The sequence below is a fragment of the Fulvivirga ligni genome, from assembly GCF_021389935.1.
Taxonomy (GTDB): domain Bacteria; phylum Bacteroidota; class Bacteroidia; order Cytophagales; family Cyclobacteriaceae; genus Fulvivirga; species Fulvivirga ligni.
In genome coordinates, this window is sequence record NZ_CP089979.1 from 5214809 (window position 1) to 5239697 (window position 24889).

The 24889-nt window shown below is 38.7% G+C and carries 32 protein-coding genes; 1 reads left to right on the forward strand and 31 read right to left on the reverse strand.

Annotation, left to right across the window (positions count from 1 at the left end):
• Positions 1 to 48: 48 nt before the first annotated feature.
• Positions 49 to 642 carry a TetR/AcrR family transcriptional regulator gene (locus LVD16_RS21900; RefSeq protein ID WP_233770428.1) on the reverse strand — a complete coding sequence of 198 codons (594 nt, stop codon included), beginning with the start codon at positions 640 to 642 and terminating at the stop codon, positions 49 to 51.
• 51 nt (positions 643 to 693) lie between these two features.
• Here LVD16_RS21900 and LVD16_RS21905 point away from each other — a divergent pair, with 51 nt between their 5' ends.
• Complete coding sequence (locus tag LVD16_RS21905) at positions 694 to 1158, forward strand: cupin domain-containing protein (protein ID WP_233770429.1); 465 nt, start codon at positions 694 to 696, stop codon at positions 1156 to 1158.
• Positions 1159 to 1341: 183 nt separating this feature from the next.
• Here LVD16_RS21905 and LVD16_RS21910 read toward each other — a convergent pair whose 3' ends face one another.
• The 30 genes from LVD16_RS21910 to LVD16_RS22055 all read right to left on the reverse strand — a co-directional run bounded on the left by LVD16_RS21910 (position 1342) and on the right by LVD16_RS22055 (position 24811).
• Positions 1342 to 1836, reverse strand: a complete 495-nt coding sequence (locus tag LVD16_RS21910) for a hypothetical protein (RefSeq protein ID WP_233770430.1) — start codon at positions 1834 to 1836, stop codon at positions 1342 to 1344.
• A gap of 71 nt (positions 1837 to 1907) precedes the next feature.
• Entirely contained in the window at positions 1908 to 2291 is a 384-nt protein-coding gene (locus tag LVD16_RS21915) for a hypothetical protein (protein WP_233770431.1), read from the reverse strand.
• A 39-nt stretch (positions 2292 to 2330) separates the two neighbouring features.
• Positions 2331 to 3443 (reverse strand): acyltransferase family protein, encoded by a 1113-nt coding sequence (locus LVD16_RS21920; RefSeq protein WP_233770432.1) that lies wholly within the window; start codon positions 3441 to 3443, stop codon positions 2331 to 2333.
• Between the two features lie 177 nt (positions 3444 to 3620).
• Positions 3621 to 3869, reverse strand: a complete 249-nt coding sequence (locus LVD16_RS21925) for a hypothetical protein (RefSeq protein ID WP_233770433.1) — start codon at positions 3867 to 3869, stop codon at positions 3621 to 3623.
• Positions 3859 to 4071: a DUF6980 family protein gene (locus LVD16_RS21930; protein WP_233770434.1), complete on the reverse strand. Its 213-nt coding sequence runs from the start codon at positions 4069 to 4071 to the stop codon at positions 3859 to 3861. The genes LVD16_RS21925 and LVD16_RS21930 overlap by 11 nt, the downstream gene beginning before the upstream one ends.
• Positions 4072 to 4109: 38 nt before the next feature.
• The gene (locus tag LVD16_RS21935) at positions 4110 to 5492 is read right to left on the reverse strand and encodes a S41 family peptidase (protein WP_233770435.1); all 1383 of its coding nucleotides are present in this window, start codon (positions 5490 to 5492) and stop codon (positions 4110 to 4112) included.
• A 416-nt stretch (positions 5493 to 5908) separates the two neighbouring features.
• Positions 5909 to 6070 carry a hypothetical protein gene (locus LVD16_RS21940; protein WP_233770436.1) on the reverse strand — a complete coding sequence of 54 codons (162 nt, stop codon included), beginning with the start codon at positions 6068 to 6070 and terminating at the stop codon, positions 5909 to 5911.
• Between the two features lie 156 nt (positions 6071 to 6226).
• Complete coding sequence (locus LVD16_RS21945; protein WP_233770437.1) at positions 6227 to 6685, reverse strand: RidA family protein; 459 nt, start codon at positions 6683 to 6685, stop codon at positions 6227 to 6229.
• Between the two features lie 29 nt (positions 6686 to 6714).
• Positions 6715 to 7056 (reverse strand): hypothetical protein, encoded by a 342-nt coding sequence (locus tag LVD16_RS21950; protein WP_233770438.1) that lies wholly within the window; start codon positions 7054 to 7056, stop codon positions 6715 to 6717.
• A 147-nt stretch (positions 7057 to 7203) separates the two neighbouring features.
• On the reverse strand, positions 7204 to 7797 hold the full coding sequence (locus LVD16_RS21955) for a YdeI/OmpD-associated family protein (protein WP_233770439.1): 594 nt from the start codon (positions 7795 to 7797) through the stop codon (positions 7204 to 7206).
• A gap of 34 nt (positions 7798 to 7831) precedes the next feature.
• Positions 7832 to 8383 (reverse strand): dihydrofolate reductase family protein, encoded by a 552-nt coding sequence (locus LVD16_RS21960; RefSeq protein WP_233770440.1) that lies wholly within the window; start codon positions 8381 to 8383, stop codon positions 7832 to 7834.
• Positions 8384 to 8586: 203 nt separating this feature from the next.
• On the reverse strand, positions 8587 to 9399 hold the full coding sequence (locus LVD16_RS21965; RefSeq protein ID WP_233770441.1) for an SDR family oxidoreductase: 813 nt from the start codon (positions 9397 to 9399) through the stop codon (positions 8587 to 8589).
• 320 nt (positions 9400 to 9719) lie between these two features.
• Positions 9720 to 10193 carry a group II truncated hemoglobin gene (locus LVD16_RS21970; protein ID WP_233770442.1) on the reverse strand — a complete coding sequence of 158 codons (474 nt, stop codon included), beginning with the start codon at positions 10191 to 10193 and terminating at the stop codon, positions 9720 to 9722.
• 152 nt (positions 10194 to 10345) lie between these two features.
• Positions 10346 to 11413 carry a PH domain-containing protein gene (locus tag LVD16_RS21975; RefSeq protein ID WP_233770443.1) on the reverse strand — a complete coding sequence of 356 codons (1068 nt, stop codon included), beginning with the start codon at positions 11411 to 11413 and terminating at the stop codon, positions 10346 to 10348.
• A gap of 42 nt (positions 11414 to 11455) precedes the next feature.
• Positions 11456 to 11791, reverse strand: coding sequence for a hypothetical protein (locus tag LVD16_RS21980; protein WP_233770444.1), 336 nt, complete (start codon positions 11789 to 11791; stop codon positions 11456 to 11458).
• A 227-nt stretch (positions 11792 to 12018) separates the two neighbouring features.
• Positions 12019 to 12363 carry a hypothetical protein gene (locus LVD16_RS21985; RefSeq protein WP_233770445.1) on the reverse strand — a complete coding sequence of 115 codons (345 nt, stop codon included), beginning with the start codon at positions 12361 to 12363 and terminating at the stop codon, positions 12019 to 12021.
• Between the two features lie 25 nt (positions 12364 to 12388).
• Complete coding sequence (locus tag LVD16_RS21990) at positions 12389 to 13006, reverse strand: peptidase associated/transthyretin-like domain-containing protein (protein WP_233770446.1); 618 nt, start codon at positions 13004 to 13006, stop codon at positions 12389 to 12391.
• Positions 13007 to 13102: 96 nt separating this feature from the next.
• Positions 13103 to 13957, reverse strand: coding sequence for a LytR/AlgR family response regulator transcription factor (locus LVD16_RS21995; RefSeq protein ID WP_233770447.1), 855 nt, complete (start codon positions 13955 to 13957; stop codon positions 13103 to 13105).
• Positions 13958 to 13998: 41 nt separating this feature from the next.
• Entirely contained in the window at positions 13999 to 14592 is a 594-nt protein-coding gene (locus tag LVD16_RS22000) for a hypothetical protein (RefSeq protein ID WP_233770448.1), read from the reverse strand.
• A gap of 53 nt (positions 14593 to 14645) precedes the next feature.
• Positions 14646 to 15143, reverse strand: a complete 498-nt coding sequence (locus LVD16_RS22005) for a GNAT family N-acetyltransferase (protein WP_233770449.1) — start codon at positions 15141 to 15143, stop codon at positions 14646 to 14648.
• Between the two features lie 72 nt (positions 15144 to 15215).
• The gene (locus LVD16_RS22010; protein ID WP_233770450.1) at positions 15216 to 15545 is read right to left on the reverse strand and encodes a hypothetical protein; all 330 of its coding nucleotides are present in this window, start codon (positions 15543 to 15545) and stop codon (positions 15216 to 15218) included.
• A gap of 111 nt (positions 15546 to 15656) precedes the next feature.
• On the reverse strand, positions 15657 to 16886 hold the full coding sequence (locus LVD16_RS22015; RefSeq protein WP_233770451.1) for an RNA polymerase sigma factor: 1230 nt from the start codon (positions 16884 to 16886) through the stop codon (positions 15657 to 15659).
• Positions 16887 to 16935: 49 nt separating this feature from the next.
• The gene (locus tag LVD16_RS22020; RefSeq protein WP_233770452.1) at positions 16936 to 17289 is read right to left on the reverse strand and encodes a YciI family protein; all 354 of its coding nucleotides are present in this window, start codon (positions 17287 to 17289) and stop codon (positions 16936 to 16938) included.
• A gap of 126 nt (positions 17290 to 17415) precedes the next feature.
• The gene (locus tag LVD16_RS22025; protein ID WP_305039005.1) at positions 17416 to 17679 is read right to left on the reverse strand and encodes an alpha/beta fold hydrolase; all 264 of its coding nucleotides are present in this window, start codon (positions 17677 to 17679) and stop codon (positions 17416 to 17418) included.
• Positions 17680 to 18191: 512 nt separating this feature from the next.
• Entirely contained in the window at positions 18192 to 18551 is a 360-nt protein-coding gene (locus LVD16_RS22030; RefSeq protein ID WP_233770454.1) for a hypothetical protein, read from the reverse strand.
• Between the two features lie 9 nt (positions 18552 to 18560).
• Entirely contained in the window at positions 18561 to 19595 is a 1035-nt protein-coding gene (locus tag LVD16_RS22035) for a serine hydrolase domain-containing protein (RefSeq protein ID WP_233770455.1), read from the reverse strand.
• Between the two features lie 201 nt (positions 19596 to 19796).
• On the reverse strand, positions 19797 to 20528 hold the full coding sequence (locus LVD16_RS22040) for a carbon-nitrogen hydrolase family protein (protein ID WP_233770456.1): 732 nt from the start codon (positions 20526 to 20528) through the stop codon (positions 19797 to 19799).
• Between the two features lie 110 nt (positions 20529 to 20638).
• Positions 20639 to 21553: a M28 family peptidase gene (locus tag LVD16_RS22045; RefSeq protein ID WP_233770457.1), complete on the reverse strand. Its 915-nt coding sequence runs from the start codon at positions 21551 to 21553 to the stop codon at positions 20639 to 20641.
• Between the two features lie 185 nt (positions 21554 to 21738).
• A complete protein-coding gene (locus tag LVD16_RS22050) occupies positions 21739 to 23256 on the reverse strand; it encodes a glycosyltransferase family 39 protein (RefSeq protein WP_233770458.1) in 1518 nt (505 codons plus the stop codon).
• A gap of 124 nt (positions 23257 to 23380) precedes the next feature.
• The gene (locus tag LVD16_RS22055) at positions 23381 to 24811 is read right to left on the reverse strand and encodes a helix-turn-helix domain-containing protein (protein ID WP_233770459.1); all 1431 of its coding nucleotides are present in this window, start codon (positions 24809 to 24811) and stop codon (positions 23381 to 23383) included.
• Between the last annotated feature and the right edge of the window lie 78 nt (positions 24812 to 24889).

A 24889-nucleotide genomic window follows, 5' to 3' on the forward strand; every position in this document is an offset into this window, starting at 1 on the left:
GTGGAAAAGTTTAGTCTTTTAATCCATCTAATTTATCACAAGATTAATTCACAACTCATGCTCAACGGCCATTCCCTTTAAAATTTTCTCCATGCCCCATTTGAGTAAATCTTTCGACTGCTCATTATCCAATCCACATACATCTTTGGTAACAATAATTGGCTCCATTCCCATAAGTATTGTGAGCAGGTGGATAAGGTTTTCTTTCTCAGTTTTATCGATTTTTGAATCTTTCAAAATCATTTGAAGCGTCTTCACTCTTCTGGCACCACGCTTTAGCTTAGAAGTGCTTGCAATAGCTACTGCCAGGTACTTCCTAAAAGCATTTTCATGTTCCAAAGCCAGGTTATTGTAATAATCCTGAACCTCTAAAACAGCCTCGCTAACTTTACGGTCCTTATTACTCTCGTAAAGTGCCTCTGGGGTCTTTGTCTTTATGGCTAAGCCTGCTTCTCCTGCTAGCTCATCCACATTAGAATAGTAGCGGTAAACGGTGGCTCTTGAAATTCCGGCATAGCCAGCAATATCATCTAACGTAAATTCTTTCCCCACTTTCAAAAAATGTTGGGCTGCTGCCAAAATATTATCTCTGGTACCCAACTTCTGATTTACACGGCCCTTGTCTAAGAAATCATTCTTCATGAGACAAATATCTCATAAAACTTTGAATTGTCAAAAGCTTGAACTACCTTCATGAGACAAAAATCTCATGAAATGAATACAATCACTACTAAATGGGTTCTAGGTCATAAGGTAACAGCCTACCCAATGAGCGGAAATTATGATTTGATGTTAGGCGAAACTCCACCTCAAGTTCCAGGTCCTCCACCACACTATCACAACTCTTACACAGAATCTTTTTTAATTGTAGAAGGCCAAATGGAGTTTATGATGAATGGAGAAACTAAGCTTGTGAAAGCGGGCGAGTCTGTAGACATTCCTCCAAAAACGCTACACACCTTTACCAACAAGCACGATGCCACCTGTAGGTGGGTGAACATTCACAGTCCTAAAGGCTTTGGTGAATTTTTCTCGCAAATAGGCATTGAAGCTGAAGAGAGTAATGCGCAGGAAAAGTCGGTGGCTCCTGAATTAATTCAAAAAGTAATAGCAAGTGCTGGTGACCATGACATGGTCATTGAGCTTCAGCACACTTAATAAAATTCCATGGAAAGGGCAGGCTGTGCATGAACCATCCGATGGCTCAGAGCCATTGGATGGACTCTTCTTAGAGCATAGGCTCGGCCTTATCTCCTATATGAATGGTCGCCCACAAAGGGAACCCATTATTATGATGACAACTATCAAGGTAATAAGGATAATTATTTTCCTAACCATGTTTTAATTTTGTTTATAAATAAATTCTGAAATTCCCTGATCCACAACCATTCTCAGGCTCTCATTAATCAGAACATATTTATAAGTATATTTTACTTCTTCTCCTTTTGAAGCATCAATTTCAGATACCAGACCATACTCTTGAATGAACAGGGTATCATATCTCACATCATAAATAATCTTATTATCTATTAGCATTTCACAGCGGTATTCACGCCCCTCCTGATTAATATTCAGTAATAATGTATCTGTACATCCAGGAGCAACGGAACATGTCCATTTACTGGACGAAAGATCTGATAAATTTAAATGGTCAATTTGAATTGGTTCTCTATTCGGATGAATCTCTATTGACTCACTCTCCTTTGAATCTTTTAGCGGGTCATGATCCTCAGTTAACCCTACAGCATTCTCAGAAGATGAGCTCGATTGCTCATTTTGGGTTTTATTGATGCAGGAAATTAAAAGTACCAAGATTACAAATACACTACTTCTCATATGGATCTATTTCTAAAAATCATTAATTCTGAGAGAATCTTCAACCCTATTAATGCTCCTTGTTGTGTACTTTATGATGTGTTAGTCTGTAGCTCCAGTCTATCTGTTGAAATAAATATCAATGTTCCGATTTGCTGACTTTCCCATTCTTCATTTATAATCGCCTTATCTTCACGGGGAGAATCAATTATTATAATCAACATGATTATGGATATAAACAATGCTAGCAAAGTCAATACCCCCGCTATCATACTAGATTCTTTTGTAAACTGATATAATCCAAATCCGATAGCTCCTCCTACCCCACCAACTATAGCACTTACCAATATACTATTAATACCTAATAGGAGCGACAACTCACGTCCAAGATTACTGGCTGAGACCACAGGAATAACTGTAAATAATGTCAACCACAATTGGTCATTCTTTATTTCCTTATTTTCCGTCGTTTCCATAGACCTTTACTTATTAATTAGGATCAATTCATAAAGAAATCATCGCAACTTCTTCCTTAACCAAGCTCTTACAGGCTCATCAAACCATTTTAAACTAACGTATGCAAGCACTATAGCACCGGCAAATGTCAGTAATGCATATGGCCATGCTCCTGCCAGGGTAATGCCGCTGTGATTACTCACCCAGGCTACATAGAAGTAGACCAGCACATAATGTGTCATGTATAATGGGTAAGAAAGATCGCCTAAAAACTGGCATATTTTATTTTCGTTTTTGCCGTGTACCACGCCGCTAGCCCCCATGTATACGATAAGTGGAAATATAATAATGATACATATAGATTCAAATAGACCGTTAGCCCAAAGATGCTCTGCACCACCTATTCGGGGCATGAATAGCACAACAGCCAAGAGCAGGCTACACCACAAAAAAGCATTTTTTATTTGCTTGGGCTTAGCCACTCGCTGAAGCAGCAAACCACCAAAGAAGGGGAACAGGGTTCGGGTTATTCCTATACGCATATGTTCAAAATTGAGCGTCCAGCCGCCAGCTACATCACCGTTAGGGCTGGTTACAGCCAAATGAACCAGCAAGGCTCCACATAGTATCACAAAAACAGTAAGTGCCTTATTGGAAAGTTTTCTTAGCCCAAGGGCATAAAGAATGTTGGCTACATATTCAAAAAATAGAGACCAGCCCACACTATTGAGCGGGTGCATTTCCTGCCAACCGCGAATATCCATGGAAAGTGGTAGCGGGAGTAGTGTATAACCGATAAGCAACACTACCATCAGCTTCCAAAATGGAACCGTATGAATAAGCGGCCATATGGTGGAATCTGTAAAGTAAAAACCTATTGCCCCCAGTGTCATACCCAGAATAACCAATGGCTGTAACCTTTCCAGCCTGCGACGCAAAAAGCCGCCGGTGGTAAGCTTACCCCATCTATCATCATAGGCATAACCGATAACATAACCAGATAGTAGAAAGAAAAAATCTACTGCCAGATAACCGTGATTAACCACGTTATCCAAATGGCCCGTGGCCAATGGTTCTGTAAGATGAAAGAATACTACGATGATAGCCGCAACCCCACGAAGTCCGTCTAAGATTTGATAATGTGGCTTGGTAGCCAGTTTTGTATTGTCCATAGATAAAGAAAGTCGCTGTTTTGGCGACTTTTTAGAAAGTCCGAAACCTTAAAAGTAGCATAAATTTTATATTCTGTATAAAATGAGAGAAAAATGCTACGGCTCCAGGGTGCGTTACGGCTTGGAGGTGTAAAGGGAGGAAACTGAGAGTCAACGTGTAGTTTTTATGAAAAGAAATTATTCATTTGAAACGGATTTTAAATCTTGCCTTAGAATCCATAAACTATTCTTTATTGGATTATGATTTTCCAGACCATAACTATCCAAATCACACTCAAATTTCACAAGTACTCTCTTCCCACCTGGCTCAATTACAATCCCCCTTTCTCCAATTAGCTTCCAATAATCTTCGTTTGAGGCCTGAGGATTTAAGGATGTCAATGTTCCATTGAACTGAATTAATTCTACATCATCATTAATCTTCATTAGGTGAAATTTTAGTACCGCACCATGGACAATAATTCATTTCAATTCCTGAAGTACCACCATCATGAATGATAACTCTATAAGATTTAGTTTGTGAAGAATAGTCAATCAAAGTGTCAGGGCACTCGTATTTATCTTTATGACGACTACAGTGAAAAGAAGTGTGGTAATCCATCATTTCACAACAATGTAATTTATTCATTTATAGATTATTAGAAATTAAAGACCTTAGCTTCATAGTTATTTCAATTTCTCCAGATATTCCAGCGCTTTAGCAAGCACCGGATCTTTATGTGACAAGAAATCAGACAGAGACGTTTCCACTAATACATCCGGCTGAATGCCCATACCGACAAATTCCCGACCATCAGGGTAAGTATCCTTCTTCACACATACCCTTGCCACGCCACCACCAGGCAACTCAAAGTTCATAGGCAGCCCTGTACTTCCAAAGCTTGGCACTCCAAAAGTGACCATATGCTCTTGATTGTCAGCATAAACGAGGAAATCTTCTGCTGCTGAAGCCGTTAGGTGACCAATTAGAATAGCCGTGGGTATTTCAATGCGGTCAATATTTAAATTACTGGTGTTATAGGCCTCAGAAGACAATGAATAAAACAGCAGATCATGATTGGCCAGGTAATAATCTTTCAAAAATGATTGTCTCGACGTATCCTGCACAGAAACCTTGCGCCCCCAAGCCTTATATGCTGGAATATGCTGTCTGGTTTGTGATTTTGCTCTATACAAAAGCGTATCATTAGTGAGGTATTTGATGAGTTCTCGAGCCACAGCATCATTACCTCCACCATTATTTCTTAAGTCAATAATCAACTTTTCAGCTTTATCAAGCTCGGGCTTTATCTCTGAGAATAAATCCATAATCTTCCAGTCAGAAAATGAATTAAAGGCCAGATAAGCTACACCTTTCTCCTGCCATTTAAACTCCAACAACTGAGCTTCCTCTTGCTCCGGATACATTTTCACTTCCCCAGATGCACCCGCGATAAGATGCAATTCCTTTACTTTTCCCTTAGGTGTTCTCACTTCTATATCATACTCAGTGCCTTCATATGCCTCCAGCAGGTATTGCACTGATAAGTCTAATAAAACATGTGGAGATGAGGTAGATATAAATGGTTTAACCATTTCATCAATATACTCTTGAGTAGCAAGGCCATTTATTTTTATAATCTCGCTACCTGGTGGCAAATCCTTCTTCTTATCGTCATTTATCTGGACTATAATGGCTTTATTTTCAATGCTTTTAAGCACAATCTTATAATCACCAAAATCAGTGGAAGATACTTTGTCTCTTATGCTTTTCGGAAACCAGACATTGGTATGCCCGTCCTTCAGATAGGCACTCAACCTTTGTAGCACTCTATAATATTCATAATCATTTTTGGTTTCCAAAACCTGACTTATGGCCTCACGATATTGCTGATCCCAATCAGCCTTATCTATCTTATACAAGTAGACAAAATTGTAATTCACCTCCTGCCAAAATTTTGAAAGGCCATAGAGCTTCTCGGTGTCGGTGAGCTGATCAGGTTTCTGACTAAAACTAAATTGAGACGTAAGACACACAATGAGGGCTATTATCAGAGTTTTTGAAGACATTGCTTTGACTTAAAGATGGATTATCTAGTTCAAGAGAAACAAATATATTAATTTTTAAATATTATTTATTGTTCTCTGGTTATTATGTTGCTGATTGGGACTCCGGCTCTCCGCTGCGCTGCGGCCGGAGTGACGAATAAAAGAGAATAGAGCTGCGGTCGGAGTGACTATTAAGAAAAAAGGTAACTGTGGATGTAGTGATAATCAAGATAGACGAAAGCTACGGCCGGAGTGATGTATATAAGAGAAGGGAGCTGCGGCCGCAGTGACATTTAAGTAAGAAGGGGGACTACGGCCGTAGTGATGAAAGAAAGGGATTTAACCAGTGTGAGAGGAGTGTAAAATGATAGTTTGTAGCAATAAAGAAAAAGGCTGTGCGGAAGGCCTTAAATGGCAAGATAGAAAAATAGAACTGACTATAAATTTACATTGCCACCTTCTCCGTAGCCGGTTAATGACTGCCAGTTATCAGTATTATTACCACCTGGCTTCACTTTCCTGTTTTGCTTTGTAATGACTTCATATTTTGGCGGTTTAATTATGTAGCTTACAATGGCTCCCCAGAAGAAAGGAAGCAACCAGGTTAAGACAGTATTTAACCATTTTATTCTCCGGTTAAATATAATTGATTTGAATATTTTCCGAGTTACGCTAATTGCATAAATGCAATGAATTAGAAAAAATATATAGAGTAATTCCATGTTAAAAGTCTGGTGCTATCCTAAATAGTTATTTCATTTAAGGATGGTAAATGAAGCGGTAAGTCCCACGCTAAAGTTTCTGGGCAACTTATGTACTCCGAAAATAGCTCTTGAGTGCTCCCCTTTTGCTCCTAAAATTTTAACAAACAAGTCTGACGCTCCGTTAACAACTTTTGGAGAATCATCCCAATCATCACCTGATTGAAAATAGGCTTCAATATGATTTAAACCAATTATATTATCAAAGCCTACCTTTTCATTGATTTGGGCCAACACATTCAGCGCACATAATTCCATGGCCTTATAACCATCTGTCGTATCCAGCTCATCGCCCAGCCTGCCTAGATACAAATACTCTTCATTTAGAATAGGAAACTGAATCGCTACATAGGCAATATTGTCCCTTACATTAACCGAAAGATAACTGCCGCCTGGTGTAGATACATTGGGAAGCAGGTAGCCGTATTTAGTTAAATTTTCCTGGGGTGTCATCTTTTAGGGTCAATTATTTAATAATTGCTCTACCATTCTCTCCACTCCTCTGTAATATGATATGAAAGATCGTTATATCCTTTATCATGTCCCGCTATAATAATAATCTCACAAATGTCTTCTCGCTGTTCGGTTTCGATGAGTTCATCTCCACATTTCTCATTCAGTGTGTTTAACGCCAACACTGCCTTTTCCACTTCCTTCATCCCCTCTTCTTTCCCAGCTGATTTACCTATATTAACTAAATATCTATCAATAATTTGCATGCAGCTTTCTACATCAGACTGGTCATATCCAGTGTCTCCCTCCACTATAAAATCAATCATTCCGCCCTTAAGACGCTCCTTAATCTTCTCTATTTCTGAATTCATTATTTACTCTGATTTAACGAGCTCTAAAATAGGAAATTTTAACTGAGTGCATCCAGTACTAAAAATGTCATTTTTTATGGCAACTGAAATATAATCTCATTAGTAGCGTGATTTCCAAATCCATACAATCACCGTGACTACTTAAATCTATTGAAGCTTCTCTCCTTTTTTCATCTTTTCAAGGATCACGTTCATTCTTCTGGCTCTGGTTTCGGCCTTTTTTGCGGTTTGAAGGCGCCATGCTATGGCATATACATTGGCCTTATTCAGTGTCTGAAAAAATGCTTCTGCCTTTTTATCTTTTGCCAACTCAGCCAGAAAGTCTTCTGGCACCACCATATTGCTTGCAGAATCATAGGCTTGCTCCCACCTTCCATCTGCTTTGGCAGCCTCTACCTCAGCAAGACCTTTTGGCTTCATTCTGCCTGATTCTGTTAGCCTTGCTATGTGCTCTCTATTTCTTTTGGACCAGATACTCTTTGGTCTGCGGGGAGTAAATCTTTGCAACCATGAGTCATCATCATACGATTTCTTTTGTCCGTCAATCCAGCCATAGCATAAAGCCACATCAAGCGCCTGTGCGTAGTTGATTGACGTAATTCCTGACTTTATTTTATACAGTCTCATCCAAATGCCTGTTGATAAATTATGCTGCTCTGCCAACCATACTTCAAATGCATCACTATCCGTGAAGGGCATAACTGGCAAATACAGATTTTGCGAAGATTTATCTGCGCTCATTTTATTTCATTTAATCAGCTTTCTGCTTTATCGCTCAACCTTTCTCTGGCTGATAATACATAAGCATGGCTCCACTTTTAAATATTCTAGTTTTGGCAAGTTTGAATATTATCCTTTCCTTGATTTCATCAAAGAAGCGTAAGCCTTTGCCTTCCAACATTGGGTAGATGCATAGTTGAAATTCATCAATCAGCCCGAGGTTTAATAACTGCACTATTAAGCTGCGGCTTCCTACAAAAATATCTTTACCCAGTTCTTGCTTGAGTGCCAGGATTTCATCTTTTAAATCGCGTGTCGCCACTCTGGCACTCGCCCAATCTACTTCTTTTATGGTTCTTGAAAAAACTATTTTGGGAATGCGATCAATAGCTACAGCAAAATTGTTCATAGATCTTTCTTCTGAAGGCTTTTCTAGAAATTGTCGCCAATACTCCATAAGTTCATAGGTGGTTCTGCCATATAAAATGGCATCACCCTGGCCTAAAAGATCCGTGTAATGATCATGTATTTCCTCATCAGGCAGGCCCGCGGTATGATCACAGATGCCATCAACAGTCATGTTTAATGCTGCAATTATTTTTCTCATCACAATTAAGTTAAGCTTGTAAAACAAGTTATCATTCTATACTCAAACTTATAATTCCATAAGAATATAATGAAGGGTAAATCTTGCCATACTGGAGGGCTACTAGCGACGTTGAACCATTAATATTTGAAACCTCTTTTCACTGATCATTAAGAATCAGATCGTTGTACAAGGCCTCATACAAAGTATCAAATGTCATGGATTTACTCTCCCAAAAACCTGGCCTTTACCCCTTCTCTAAATTGTTCATCACCTGCCTGTTTTCTTTGCTCATACATGGCTTTAGCATCTTCACCTGCAGGATATCTTAATTTGTGCTTTCCATCGGTGGCAGCCTCATACACCACCTCGGCGATCTGCTCTGGCGTAGAATAACTTTTCTGTCGCTCAGGATCTCCAAATACGGACATCACTTTCTGCATAGTATCATTGTAGGCCTCATGAGCCGTTAAATCAATAGATCGGCCGGCAAAATCTGTTGAGATGCCACCTGGCGATACTGTTTTCACTTCAATCCCTAATGGATTCAGTTCAAAGGCCAGGCTCTCGCTCCATCCTTCCAGGCCCCATTTAGTAGCATGATACACTGAATTTAACGGAAAGGCAACTAGACCGCCAATGGAAGTAGTGGTTATAAAAAGGCCGCTTTTCTTTTCTCTGAAATGAGGAATAAAGGCCTGTGTCACTCTCATTACCCCTAGTAAGTTGGTATTGATCTGCCTCACTAGCTGCATATCAGTAGCTCCTTCAAACGGGCCTGCTAAGCCATAACCAGCATTATTAAAGACAACATCAATAGGTCCAAAAGCAATTGCTTTTTCAGTGGCCGTCTTAATCTGCTCAGGATCAGTAACATCTAAGGCCAATAGCTCAACGTTAGGTAGTTTATCCAGTTCATCCTCTTTTTCAGGGGTACGCATGGTGGCTATTACATTCCATCCTTTGCTGGCAAAGAGCTTCGCAGTAGCTTTACCCAAACCTGTGGATGCTCCGGTTATAAATATTCTTTTTGACATATAATCTTATTTTCTTTAAATCTAAGCGATAAGTTATTAGGACCAACTTTCTAAGTAAAGTATTCACCGTCCCACGGCTTTTGGAAAGAGATGGTATTGCCAGGGTAAAGGTCAATACAACATTTTCCCATCGGCTGTTTTTCCCTAAATAGTGAGTATGGTAATCTTCCATGCGTGAATAGGAATTCGCCCTGGAAGTTTTGATTCAGGCTTATTAGATTTTCTAAATACCTTAAACAATATTGATAGTTCATAAAGTATGGAAAAGCCTAATCATTGGCCATTCCTATATCTTTCAAATCTAGTGATTTTAAAAATGACTATGGTTGATATGGCCCTCCTGTTTCGCCCCAACCCCATTTTGGCATAGGTTCATGAGTATCCATGGCTATTTCCTCGGCATTTGAATTGATTACCGCCAGCCGTGTTCCCCATTCCAGATAGCTTACGAAAGCCGAACGAAATTCCGGGTCATCAGGAAGCTTTAGCTCATCAGCGGCTTGCAGTAAAAGATCCATCCAGCGCTTTCTCTGCGGCTCTGAAATATGCTTTTGAAAATGCTTCTTCACCATACCGAAGTGACTGCCTCCATTTTCGGTATATAGCTTAGGTCCGCCTAATACTTCGGAAATAAAGTGAGCCACATTGATCTGGTGCTGCTCAGACATATGCTGAAAAAGACCCTTTAGTGTATCATCCTCCACTACTTTATCATAAAACCTGGTGATTAGGGTTTTAATAGTCTCTAGCCCTCCAGCCCACTCATACAAGGTCGGAATATTATGATTTTCCATATCCTGGTTGTTTAATGATTTGTTGTACTAGAGTGGTTATACGCAGAAAACGAATTAACCATCACAAATCTGTTCGATTATTTTAGGATAATTCTCTCATTAAATAAGTGGTAATGAATATACCTGTGCGGGATATAGAAGGCCTGAAAGCCTTATTTCTCTGCTCTTCGCTCTAATATTTCAGTAGCTGCTGAAACGGCGTAGTCCGCATAATGATCTGGTTGCTTCACCACCGTTAACAGTTTTTCAGTTTCCCAGTCAGCACAGGTTTGAAGGAATTCCTTTCGTTTCACATCATAAAGATGTTCTCTTCGGCGCTTTTCCTTATCAGTGACTGTATTAAACTTCAGTTTTGGGTAAAACACTTCGGTCTCTTTAAAATTGACATTGAGTATGGAAAGCAGAGTTTCAGGGTCTATGGTAAAATGTGTTACAACAAATACCGAATCTCCGGCTGTAAATCTCAAATATTGGTACAATTCAAATGGTCTTTGAGCGGTCCTGGCTCGTACCAGCTCCACCTGACTAATTTGCGATTTTTGGAACTCAAGCGTCTTTCCCTTCTTATCGATGGTAAGCACTTTAGATTTAGGGTTGTATTTAATAACCTGTTCACTATCATTTTTCCAATACTTAAAATTCAACAGCAACTTAGGTAAGATGGCAAGAAACAAAATAGCCGACATCACCAGAAACATTATCGGGGCAAAAAAATCGTGAGAGCCATCTACTATTAAATAGATAACCGGAACGATCATGATTAATAATGGTGTATATAGGTTCAGCTTGTTGTAATTCAGCCTAATCTCAATATCATCTGTTACTTCATCCTCAAGGGGAAATAACTTGAGCAAGTTCTTAAGTTCGCCTTGATAAAATTCACTGATACAATCCTCCACGGAAATACCATGTACCCGTTCTAAAATATTATTAGAAATAAAAAGCTCTCCATATTTCAAATTGCACCTGTAATGAACTAAAAAGCCTGAATCATCTGTAGCTGATATGGAAAGATAATTACTGTCCGTTTTGAAGAAAAATATGGTAGGCGCTGTAGTCGATCGGTCAGACTCAATGAGTTTAAGAACTCCTTCAAATTGATCCTGCCAAGGGAAGGCATTGAATAAATCCATGGCCTTAAGAAAATCCACAGTTCCATTTTCTTCATTAATCTCTTCAGGGTCGAAGTTAAAGTATTGATAACCGAAAGTGATTGGCATTTATGATTTGATTTTTACTAAAATATTGATGATGAATAGCCGTTACTTTTTCACATTATGAAGATTACTTTCTTCAATAATTCTGGTAATCTCATCGATGTTTTTAAAATTTTGGCCGAAGGCAGTTAATCTTGGACCTTTATTGATATCGTTAATACTATTAATCAATATTCCTTCTGCAGAATGTCTGATTGTGATGTTCTGGCCCCATGATTGATTAACAAACCCAGGGTTAGTTTTTAGTATAACCTCATGGTTGGTTTGAGAATATATGGTCCACTTATTTTCAAGAGCAATCTTCTTCACTAATTGTTTGAATGACTCTTGGGGAATGGAAATATCCTCCAACTTAAACTCTAACTTACCTTTTTGAATCATATAAATAAAAACGGCAGGGATGAAGGAAAATAAGTCCTGGAATTAAAAGAGAATATGACCACTCTTGCACATTGATGATTGTGAGTACAATCATAGCCAAGCACATTATGGCACATAGTAGCGCCTCACTAAAATATATTACCTGATCCAAAGGTTTTAATTTTACAAATTTTTGGGACATGGGCTATTTATTATAAAAGCTAATTTACATCATAGAATTTATAGACCTAATTCCATTTTGAAGGAATATCAACCTGCCACTCTGCCATCTCTACACCCGAAACTGAAGATTCCATACTGGTAGCTGAACTTTGACTTTCTATTGAGCCGGTCAAGTGCCAGTTATATCCTATTAACTGACTTCTGCGAATTACTTCAAACATCAGTTCTTCTTTTGAATTACAGTTAATTAGTAAGGTAAAATTTCCTATCCACCTTTTAGACTCCCAATGAGCTTCATATTTCACCTCTAAATCAGGTTGATTCAATTTCATCAAAATTTGATTCAGTATTCCACGACACTTCACCTCACTTTTAGCATTTGTCCATACTCTCCAAAATGACTCTTCCATTCCCAATAATAATAATTAAACTTTATCACTCATAACCTGGAATATTCAAACCTAAAATAATATCCCTGTGAGCGGTCCAAATATCATCTTCCATGGTCAGCTTTATAATTCCTGAGCCGCCTCTATTCTCCTGAGACAGTCTTTCTTGTTTAGTAAGTAAAGGGTCACTGTTAAAGAGGTAGCTATCAATATAATAAGGTACGGTTCCTGGTTCTTTTAAGTAAATATGAATGTGCTCAGGTTCTTGTGCTTTAGGATAGGCCGCTGGTCTGAAGGTATAAAATGTAAACTTGCCATCACGGCCTGTTTTTAACCAGCCACGATATTGCCCATGGCGTATCTCCCATCCTTTCGGATTTGCACTGGGCTCATAATAACCCTTCCTGCTCACATGATATAGGTAGAGTATCACTCCGTTGGCTGGGGTTTTTCCATCTTTATGAAAAACGGTGCCTTTGATCTTTATTTTTGGGTCATTATCCATAAATCCTGGCAGGGTATCCACGGCCTGAGGTGATGGGTTCAGGATTTTATAATCCATAAGTGCCTCACAGTCTTCACATGGCCCACCCACCTGCTTGCTCTGTGCGTGAACAATACTCTGGGCGATAATAAATGACATAGCTAAAAGGAATAGTTTCATAGTCTTTCTTTTTAAGTGATAATTTTACTTTCATCACTAATGTAAAGAGCTAAAACAGACCTAGTGACTGCTAATTTATAACCTGAGTAGTTTGCCTTATAACCTGATGGATTGGTGCAGAATGTCCTTCAATGTTTTGGCATAGTTCCTACTTAGTCGCACAGTTTCACCACATTTTAAAGTCAGATCATAGTCGCCGTTACCGCGAGACTTTGAACTTTCTATTTGATGAATATTGACAATAGTAGATTTATGGATCCGCAGAAAATTTTCAGGAAGTACATTGATTATATTTTTCAAGCTATCCAGCACCACATACTTTTTGTCTGCAGTAAATACTTCCAAATAAGGTCCATCTGAACATATTCTATTTATCTGATGCGTTTCCACTAATGTAGTTTTGCTACCTTGTTTTACCGGGAGCGTATCAAAATTATTGCTCCGAACATCATCGCTCCCAGGCTTAGTAGACTTAGTACGAAAATGATCATACACTACCGTGAATAGAATATAAAACGTGAGTGCTAAATATAATCGGGTGGACAGTTTTTGGGTAATCAGGCCTAAGAAAGACCAGGGCGTATCACTGATTCCATATGAAAGCAGGTGAAGTAATAGTGAAAAAGCCAACAGGTGCAGCACTGTAATTAAGATAATTGCTATTGCTTTGGCGAATACCGTATACCTACTCTTTAACCTCCACACCTCTTTCAAACTTAGCATCAAATACGAAAAAGGTATAAATAGCAACCAAAATAACTTGTATGACAATGACTGCGAAATAAAAAAGCTACTGCCATGCAACATGGATGTGACATAATCCTGAGCCAACTCCAGCACCGCCAATAGAGACACTACCATGGTAAGTCCGTAAAGCACCCGATCACGGCTGACCTGTTTAGCAGAGATAGCAAATAAGTTGGTAAGAGATATGTTTAGAAGGCTTTTCATAGCGCATCTAAATTTAAGGATCTAAATCAGATTAGGTGTGGTTATTTGCCAATTTTCATCACGATAGTTCGGGTGAGCCATACAAGGGCCACTGTTACTGCTAATGCTAAAAGCCCGACTATGGTGATGGCAGTACCAGCCACCTCATTTCTTCTCTTATGGTAATAATCTGATATTTCAGTCAACTGGAGGTTTGGTCTTTTTTCTATTTCAACCATTTCTCCGTAATTAGAATATCTCCTTAAATGCTGGCTACCAGCATTATAACTAAAGAATTTATCGTGTGCTGTTTGTCCAAAAACCAGATCTTCCTCAGAGTTTATTTGGGTTATTTCATTGATGATTTGCTCATCACTACAAATGAGATAGGCTTTATCCGTGACATCTATCATGCGGATTTGGCAAGAACTATTGACTGGAACATAAAAAGAATCTCCAATCCCTATATCAACGCCCTTGAATTCTGAAACTAGCACTGCACCACCAAGCCCTAAAAAGTAAATCGTAAAAAAGAACTGGATTGGAAGAAAAACCGCTAGAAAAATGCGCCTTTTTCTCCTTTGTTCCTGACGGGTCGAGAAATAGGTTATTACTCCGAATATCACAGAGATAAGCCCACTTAAAATCCCAAGCATTACTAAATGAATAATAATTACGAATCCTATTCCCATTTTAACTCAACCAAATTCTATCTGTGCTTTTCACAGTCATTATGCTTAAGATTTCTTATGCTTCTACTTAAAAAAACCAATTTCAAATCCTCATTTATCACCTCTTCTTTAAATTTCTGGTAGCCCAATTTTTTATAAAGAGCCAAATTCTTCTCACTTTTATGCCCTGTGAATAGTTCATAGGTGGCACAACCATCGAATTGACGCTCAATTTCCAGCATTAGTAATTTACCAATACCTTGATTTTGATAATCAGGTTTTACAATCAACTTACCAATCTTGCACACATCTCCATCCTGGTGCGCTCGTACGGCACCTATTATTTCATCTTCCTTTACCGCTTTAAGTATCGTTCCGTTTTGCCACTCTAGCCTCAAATCGGTGAGAGTTTGGTTTAGTGGCTGAATACTAAAATCATTGTAAATTTCAGCTTCCTGTACATATGCCACTTTTTGTAATTCAAGTATGTGTGTTAGATCTGACTCCTTCGCAAGAGTGATAAGTAGTTGCTCCATGATTTAATATGTTTCACAAAATAACAACTGATTTTACTACCTAAATTAACTCCTTTTCAACTAATAAGCTCATCAAAGCATAGCTTCAATCACCCCATTAATTATTACAATACTTAGTGAAATAAGAAATACCAGACTTAGTATATTAGACGGAGACTTGCCAAATGATTTACCATCTTTAGCAGGCCACCAAAACCTGAGCATGGCCTCAATCAGAAAATCACCACTACCTTGTTTAAAAGGACTTAGAAACATTATCATTTTATTGGTGCCATCTCTCTGATTCATAACTATTGAATTGACTAAGACGCGTAAATGAAATGATACACCAAAAACCACTATTAGAAAGACCTGCTTATCAGCAAAAAACTCTGTGAGTAGTGTATGATGAGTTGCATTCATTAAAACTGTGTTCTCTTCAATTTCCGACCTTCAAGCACAAGAATCTGAGATCATTCTGCTTCCATAGCATTAAAGAAACTAAAATATAAAAATTTAATAGAGTTAACACCTCTACAAAACTTCAATCTTCTTTAAAATTGTCTGCCTTTCAGCATCGGTTTTTGTCAATTTTAGTGCTTTTTCAAGATTGGTTCTTACCCTGTGATTATCAGTACCTTTATAGAGTTCTGCCAGCAGCAGGAAATAAAAGCGATTGTTTTCCAGCTTTAGTTTCTCGGCTTCAATGATAGCCTGCTCCGTACCATTAGCTTTGTAAAGGGCATAGGTTCTATTAAGAGCAGCCATAGGCGAATAGGCAATCTTCAGTAGGTGGTTATGAAGTTGTAATACATTTTCCCATTTTTCTTTGGTATCTGATTTTACCGTCATCCAGTAGGCTATGCTGGCTTCCAAATGGTATTTTGAATAAATATTACCTTCTGATGCCTGCTTAAGATGAAGTGCTCCCTTGGTTATCAATGCTCTATCCCACAGGGATTCATCTTGCTCGTTGTAAAGAATAATTTCACCATGGTTATTTTTCCTTGCTTCAAACCGAGACGCGTGAAAACACATGAGCGCGTACAGGGCATTTACCTGTGGCTTATTGGTTAGATTGTTATCCAATAGCAAGGTGGTTAAGCGCATGGCCTCATCACAAAGCTCATGTCTTAGCACCGCCTCGTTACTTTCTGAATAATAACCTTCATTAAATAGCAAGTACAAAGTGGTGAGCACGGTTTCCAAACGATCATTGAGTTCTACCTCTGAAGGTAACTTAATTTCTACATGATCAGTCCTTAGTTTTTCTCGCGCCCTTACTAATCGTTTATTGATCGTTTCTTTGCTAGTAAGAAACGCGCTGGCAATTTCATCTATTCCAAAGCCGCAGAGAATGCGCAGTGAGAGAGCAATTTGGGCTTCGGCAGAAATAGCAGGATAACAAATAGCGAAGAGCATCTGCAATAAACTATCAGTAATATTTTCTGCAGAAAGATCAATCTCTATTTCCTGGCTGTGTTCAGATGAGTATTTTAATTCGCTGGATATTTTTTCAACAAAGAGCTTATTTCTGGTGAAATAATTTCTGGCCTTATTTTTCGCGGTGGTGTAAAGCCAGGCGGTAGGATTTTCCGGTATTCCTTTATAGGTCCAGGTTTCGAGCGCAGCTAAAAAGGTTTCGCTGGCAATGTCTTCCGCTACCTCCATGTGCTCTATCCCGAATAATTTGGATAGAACTGAGCTTATTTTACTAAACTCAGTTCTGAATAAATGAGGAATTAACTCATTGTTCTTTTGCATAGAAATCTGAATGTCTTGCTTCAAAAATCGGGGCTTCTAAAAGCACAAATTAAGAGTTACTCTGTACTTTTCTCACCTCTATGCTATTTCCATCCGCTAGTAATACTGGCGAACCTTTTGCAAACTCAATAGCCTCTTCTATCGACTCCGCTTTTACCACAATGAGCCCACCAAGGGTCTCTTTGATATCACCGAAAGGGCCGTTAGTTACTACCACTTGTTCACTTTTATTGATAACCACCTTAGCATCGTCGAAGGGTAAACCTACGGAGCTTACAAATTTGTTTTGAGCTGCAATGCCGCCGATCCAATCCATAGTTAATTTCATCCATTGTTGGATCTGCTCCGGAGATGCTACCTTAGCACCGTCCTCATGTCTCATGATTAATGCGTATTCTTCCATTTTCTTTGTTTGATTTTAGTAAATATTTGAATTACGCCCTAATGACAAGTGAGATTTCTGAAATAGGACATGGTAGGGAAATTATTTATTGATGTGATTCATTCATGAAGATAAAGGCCATTTTTGTCACTTCACTTTATTCTTTACCACCCACTCCAAAGCGAAATCATTTACCTCATCAAGATGATCAATCCATTCTTTTTTGCCGGTTTCATCTGCTTTGGTTTCCATGAAGAAGTGGTCGCAGTTAGGAAAAACTTTATAGGTCAAATTGCCTTTCCCCTTTCTCATGAACTCAAGCTTGGCGTAGTCCATATTCATAATACTATGATGATCATTCCCTCCAGCTACATATAGTATGGGAATATCCAGCTCAAGCATATTTTCAATAGGCGATTTTAATCATCCTAATTTCAATTAACTGTCAGATCCAAAGTTCTTACAAGAATTGTCATTATATTTCGATAATTTTTTAACCCTTCAAAATTCACTACTAAGAGAAAAAAAACAACAAGCATTGGAAAACAGTACCAGTATGACGGAGAATTGAATATGATGCTTATAAGCAAACCACTTGCAATTATGGCCACTATAATTATCACTAATTTGAATTGATTTGATGGCTCCAACTTCATCTTAACCTGACCGTTTGAAAAAGTGCCCCGTACAATGGGAGTAATCCAAAGTCCAGCATTCACTGAGTATATTTCAAACTCTTTATTTTGAATATTGCCGTTAAAGAAATTCGGCGCGTTCTGATTCTGCACATTCAGCAAGTCACTCAGTCGCTTAAAAATTTCCGACTCTGAAAGCTGAGTCTGACAGTGAATTTTTTGTTTAAGTTTGAGAATTTGCATGTGTTATCTATGAGCCACCGTATTTAAAAAGCATCACCAATACCATTAGGAGTTATTTCTTTCCTTAAGATCCCTGATTTCCTCAGTTAATTCATTAATCTTGGTGAGGAGCTCTCTCATCACAGGATTTGAAGTAGAGGCATTTCGCAGCTCTTCTTCCCTGAGCCCTAGAACAGTATCTATTCTGCCGATGATCAACGATGCTATGATGAATAGAATAAATAAAATCGGCATTGAAATGAGCAAATTATTAAAGATGAGCTCGCCAATGGCAGTATGCTTGTACGCCTCTAGCAGTACAAATAAAAGCATTAGAAATTGAGCATACCCAATATACATCCGCGCTCTATCAATGTAAACTTTCCAACGAATGAGCGTTTTCTTATTAGCCTTGATTTTAGACATTATGGTGGATCAACGTTCTGCTTTCCTCAATATTTTAACAATCCTGGTATTAATAATTTCCGATAAATTCCAATTGTAAAGTTTAGGGTCGGTAGTACTATAAAACGCTACCACAACAGCATCAAGGTCTTGATAGTATTCCGCAAAGCTCTGATAACCAGGCACCCAACCCGCATGCTTATATTCATATATGGAAGAATATATTTCCTGCTCTCCTGGAGCGAACAAAGAATCATCATTTAGAGCCCTGAGGAACGTGCCTACATCTTCGGCTGTGGCCAACATACCATGTTCATCGGCCTTTAGATCATACGGGTGCCCCACATGGTAGCCACTCATTACATCATCCATATTCACTTCGGCGAGTGAACCAAAGGTGTTTTTAAGATTGAGTGGAACCAGAATTTCCTGTTTGATGAATTGAAAGTTATTATACCCGAGGGCATCATCCATTATCTTATTGATTATAAGATAATTAGTGTTACAGTATTCGTAATCTTCACCGGGCTCAAAATTGGCCGGTTTATCTAGAATCAAAGCTATACTTTCTTCAAACGTATGTGTAGGTGCTCCCCAAAAGTTGGGAGTATCCGTAAAATTAGGCATACCACTTCTATGCTGAATCATCAGTCGTAAAGTGATTTTATCGGCATTCTCAATGCGATCTGCAAGCTCTGGCAGATAATCAGCCACAGTTTTATCCAAAGAAAGAACGCCACGGTTCACTAGCTTAGTTACTGCCACAGCATCATACAACTTACTTATGCTGGCTATTTTAAAGAGAGCTTTAGGTCTGGCAGGCTCTTTAGATTCTCTATTGTGCCAGCCAGCGGCATAATATTGAGGTGGCTTACCAGCCTGGTCTACATATACAATCATTCCATCAAAACCATGGCCGATGGCTTCATTCATTTGCTCCTGAACTGTATCTGGTAGCGGCAGTATCCATGCTTTAACCAATAACCATGGCACAAAAAATAAGGAAACAACAGTTCCCACCAGCAAAATGATTCTAATAATTAGTTTGGTTGGTTTCTTAGTCATCTATTTGTGATTATGGCACGAGGGTAACAACACCCTTGCTCCATTTGTGGACTGCACTAAAATAGCGAAGTCTGCCGGGGCTCACAACTAATGCTGCTTATGGAAAAAGCGGGGTAATTAAATTTGAGAATGAATCATTAATTAAGCTCCGTGTTATTATTGGTTTGTAGTGACCCTGGCGGATTACTGCAAACAGCTGATCTACAACTCTTCCCTTATTATTATTTCCTGAGTTAGAGTATCGTATATTAAAAGGCCTTCTTTATCATCCGACAACTTTCCTAGAAGCTCTCCTTTTTCATTCCAAACAGCACTTTGTCCTGCACCCATAAAATTATCGCAATACCCTATATTATTTCCCATTATAACAGGCATAGAATACTCATTGGCAATCGTAGGATAATGATTGAAGGCCTTATTGATCCCGTTCTGAGATTTGGCTACGCTGGCTAAATAAATATCCGCACCATTAATTTTCACATTTTCAGCATGTGCTTTTTGTAAAGACTCATAACAGATGGCTGGTGCAATGCTTTTATCGGCCACCTTGAAGATCAGTTGCTCGTGCCCTTGTACAAAATATGGCAATTCATCATCATGTAAAATTTGTTTTGAATAGATCTTTCGAGCTTTATCTGGCTGGAATATTATCATGCTTATCATTACACCTTGCTCACTTTGAGTAGATACTCCCAAGGCGATTGAAATGGCATATCTGTCACTCGCAGCTTGAAATACACTGAGTCCAGGATCATTGAAGTCCATTGCTAGCTTCTTAGCCAATGCGGGTTCATACCCGGTAAGCGACAACTCCGGAAAGGCTATTATATCGGCCTTTTCAGTTACCGCAATTTTAATCCACTTTTCATGGGATTCAATATTCTTTAGAATATCTCCTTTAGCTGGATTTATTTGTGCTACGCTAATTCTCATCAGATTTCACCAATAGTTAAATCTAATTTAATGAGTTTAATTTTGATTCCATTCTTAGGATAAGGTCTAATCAGACATTCACTGATTTCCTAGCAGGAATTTTTCGATTTTCACTTCAACCCGATCAAGGCCTGATAAACAGCATCAATCACCTTACTCATTCTCGCTAAATCAAGCGTTTCAATGGTGTCTGTGTTTTGATGATAATTCTTATTTCTATAAAATGCAGTATCTGTGATCATAAGAGCGCTATAATCAAAGGCCCAGTAGTTCAAATGATCAGAAAAGTCGATTCCGGGTAGCTTTGCAGGAGCCGTAAATTTTTTAGTTCGGACTAGCCCCATACTTTTAAACTGTTTGTTGAATTTTCTACAGAATTTTCCCTTGGAAAATTTATTGACCAGCGTGATATAGTTGCCTTTATTTCCATATATCAATGATAAGATGCCAATGGGGTAATCCTGGGATCTTTTTGAGTCATCGAAATAGCCTATGGTTTCTAAGGAAACCATACCATAAACATCTACCTGTTCTTCATACAAGGACTTTGCATGAATGAAACTGCCCATGTTTTCCGTTCGAAAAAAGGGTGGTTCTTCCAAGGTGTAGGCAACAATCTCTATTCTGTAGTTTAATTTTTGCCCCTTTAATAATTTGGCCAATTCTAATAACCCGACCACGCCACTTGCATTATCATCGGCACCATCCTGGCTACCACAAACATCATAATGGGCCCCTATCACTACAGTTTTGGCATTCTTATTACCAAAGACGCACACCACATTTTTATATTCCTGATTATTAACATGATATGGTTGATAATATACCGTATCAGCATATTTATTAAAATCATTAAAAATGTAGTCAGCTACATAATTCAGGGATTCAATATTTCTGTAGCTTCTGGGTCTTTCAGTATTTATAATCTTGTTTAGATGCGTCTTGATACTCAGCGTATCTATCTGCTCTGCCATGGCTCCATTCACCAATAAGAGCATAATAACGATAAAGCTATATATTTTCATAGGTAGTTTTGAAAGCCTCAACTACTAACGTTAGTAAAGGCTTTAAATTTTCCGGAAGAGTAGATAATCTAATTTTACGATCAAGATAGACTGCTCAAACTATTCCACTACCCCTCTAAAAGTGCCTTCAACCTTATAACCTGCCTGTTCCTGGAGTGCTCTAGATTATTGAAACCTGATCGAAACTAATCTCCCGTAAAATCATACAAGTTGAGCATATTCGGATAACCAGCACTTTTGAATTGCTTTTCTTCAATCAACTTTGCTTCCTGGGTCATAATACCATTGATATCTTCAAGGGATAAGGTAGGATCCATTTCAGGTCTGTAGCCCGTGAACAAGAACCACACCCTGCTGTGGCCTTTGAGTTGTTCAAGGTTTTTGGCGTATTCCTCGGCAGTTATGGCATATTCATATTCGCCCAATATATAATCATCCACTTCGTACTTAGGACCATAATAACTCATATAGAGATCTCCAGAACCATGCACATATAACACATCACCGGGCTGCTTATGCTGGTTATAATAGGAAAGCATTTTCTTGACCGGTTCAGACTCTACAGGAAGGCTTGTGGCCCCCAAAACAACGAACAAAACCGATGGTAATATAACTATCATGGCTATAGTGTTTGTTAACCAGGGTTTTGCCCACCGTGTCTTTGTTTGTAAAAATGCTAGGCCAATCAGTGGTAGTAATAAAAATGGCCACAAACCATAATATGCTGTTCTACCTGCCATTGGTAAAATATAAAAACCCACCAAACCTATCATCATGATCACAGGAAGGATAAGTATGAAAAAGTCTGCTCGTTTATATTTAATAATGGGGTAAAGTGTAATAGCAGATAGCAGCAGCAGAATAACACTCCGTACTACAATTACAGGATTATTGGCGCCAATTACAGTAAGGAAATCACCCAAATTTAATGTCAACTGCTCTGGGAAGAATAAAATATAGTCTATCACTCCTGAAGGAGGAAGCATGTTGGAGTGATGCCCGGCCATAGCCGTAGCAACATCTGATGAAATAATGAGTTTAGCATAAATGATATTCCAAACTCCGCCAGCCAGCCATAATACGATCATGGGTATGTATTCATATACTTTAACATCTTCCTTTTTCAAAAAGAAAACAACCGTTAAAGCAATTACAAATATGCTCGCAGGAAATGAAGCTGACGCTCCCAAAAAACCAATCAGGCCATAAGTCCAAATCTCACTTCTGTTGAGCGTACGATCGAGAATGGTAAGCCCTATCCAGACGAAGAACATCAAAAACATAATATCGCCTGTATAAGGTTTCGCATTGAAAGACTGCCACCAGGGGCCGATAACGGTGGCCATAAAAAATACAGCAAGTACCAGCTTGGTGGAAGTAAGGAATTTCCTGGCGATTAAATAGAATAGCCAAAGTGTAATAAGTGATCCTATAAATGGATACAAGCGGAAAGCCATTTCGGTGCTACCTATTAGGGAGTAGAAGAACTTCTGAATCACATAGAACCCAACTGGTGCCACCTGGTTATATTCAGGTTGTTGTGTCATCAGCTCCCAAAAGGTCATTTTCTCTATATTGACTACAGAGAAAAGCTCATCTTTCCACATGGAAGGTTCTGCAAAGAACTGGACGGCACGTATGATGATGCCAATAAGAAAGGCAATGGCCAGAAAAATTTGAACAGATAAAGAATGATGTTTCATAAGATTTTTGAGTTGTGTTGATACCCAAAATTGAATTTAAACACCTTCTGCTAAATAATAATGTGGTTGCATACCCTTACAACTTCGTCTTAATAATGTTGCAATGAGTATTAATTATGTTGTGTCACAAGGTAGAATCGTACTTACCCAGATTCATACGGGTGAGCAAATTGAGGAATTCTGGGTTGGAATGAAGAAACTGGAAATGAAAGTCATACTTGATTTTACTTAAATCCATAATCTTCTGATCATAACCTTTATTCAACCATGATAATGTTTGCTCCTCATCATTTGTGAGCGCATATGCTTTGGCTATCATATATGCATCAGTCCACTCACCTCTTTGGTTTATCATTTCTTCGATGATCAGTTGATATATATTACTGAGGCCTCCGGTTTCAAATGCTGATATTACTTGCTTTTCATTACTCAGGCCTAATCGTTCACAATAATTTACCAGAGCTTCTACAGCTTCATCCATGCGCTTCTGTTTTTGATAAGCCACAGATGCTAACCAATAGCTACTGGCTTCATTGCTATCAATTTCTATGGCAGTGGATAATTCAGCCAATGCCAGATGATAGTCCGCCAGAGCGATGTATTGCTCTGCAGATAACAGGTAGTGATAAATAAATAGCGGGCAGGCTAATTTTGCACTTTCTACTAACTCTCTGGCATCTTTAAGCCGGCCGGAAACAAATGTTTGATAGTGACTATAATAAAACTGCGCAACGCAGTTGTTCACATCATTCTCCAGTGCCAACTGAAACTGCTCATCAGCAGCTTTCCAATGCCAGTCACACTGGTAATAGATCATACCTAAGATGCGATGACCTTCTGATAAACCAGGCTCAATATCAAGTGCCTGACGTGCATGTTTCTCAGCCTTTAGAGATCTTTCTTTTGATATCCGTGGGTAGCAGCTGTAATAGTTTATCTCTGCCAGGCCTATGTAAGCAGGTGTATAGGTAGTGTCAATAGCCAGGCTTTTGTAATAATATGTGGTTGCTTTCTCAAAGCTTTCGGCAGTGAACTGGTACATGAGGTGCTGCCCTTTGGTGAAAGCCACTTCTGCCGCTTTAGTAGTATTTTTATCTGCCTCCTGATCGTTAGTTGATCCGGTAAAGTAAAACGCCGAAACTGTGATCAATAAAAAAAATACAGCGATTCCAATGAGACCAGACTTACTGAATTGCTTCTTTGTGTGACTAACCGGAGCAGGATCTGCCTGACCTGAAGCTCTGGCCTCTCCCGGTGTAAGATTGAAGTGGTCTTTATAACAGGAATTAAAATATGTCGGGCTTTTAAAGCCCACCTGGTAAGCAATTTCAGCAACAGTAAGTTCTGTAGAAAGAAGAAGTTTTTGAGCATGCAACAGCCGGTGTTCTTTGATTAGCTGACTGGCTGACTTACCCGTTAATGCATGTATTTTTCGATGCAATTGTGACCTACTCAGGCATATCTCATCAGCCAGCTCTGTAACTTCGAAACTTTCCCTAAAGGCCTGCTTATCTAGTATAGCCTGTACGCGCTGTAAAAAGTTTTCATTGCTCATTTAATAATAGTAGTACTATGTCTTCGCTGAAGATGTTTTGGTAATTGATAAAATAAGGTTTGGCAACCTATTCTGTAT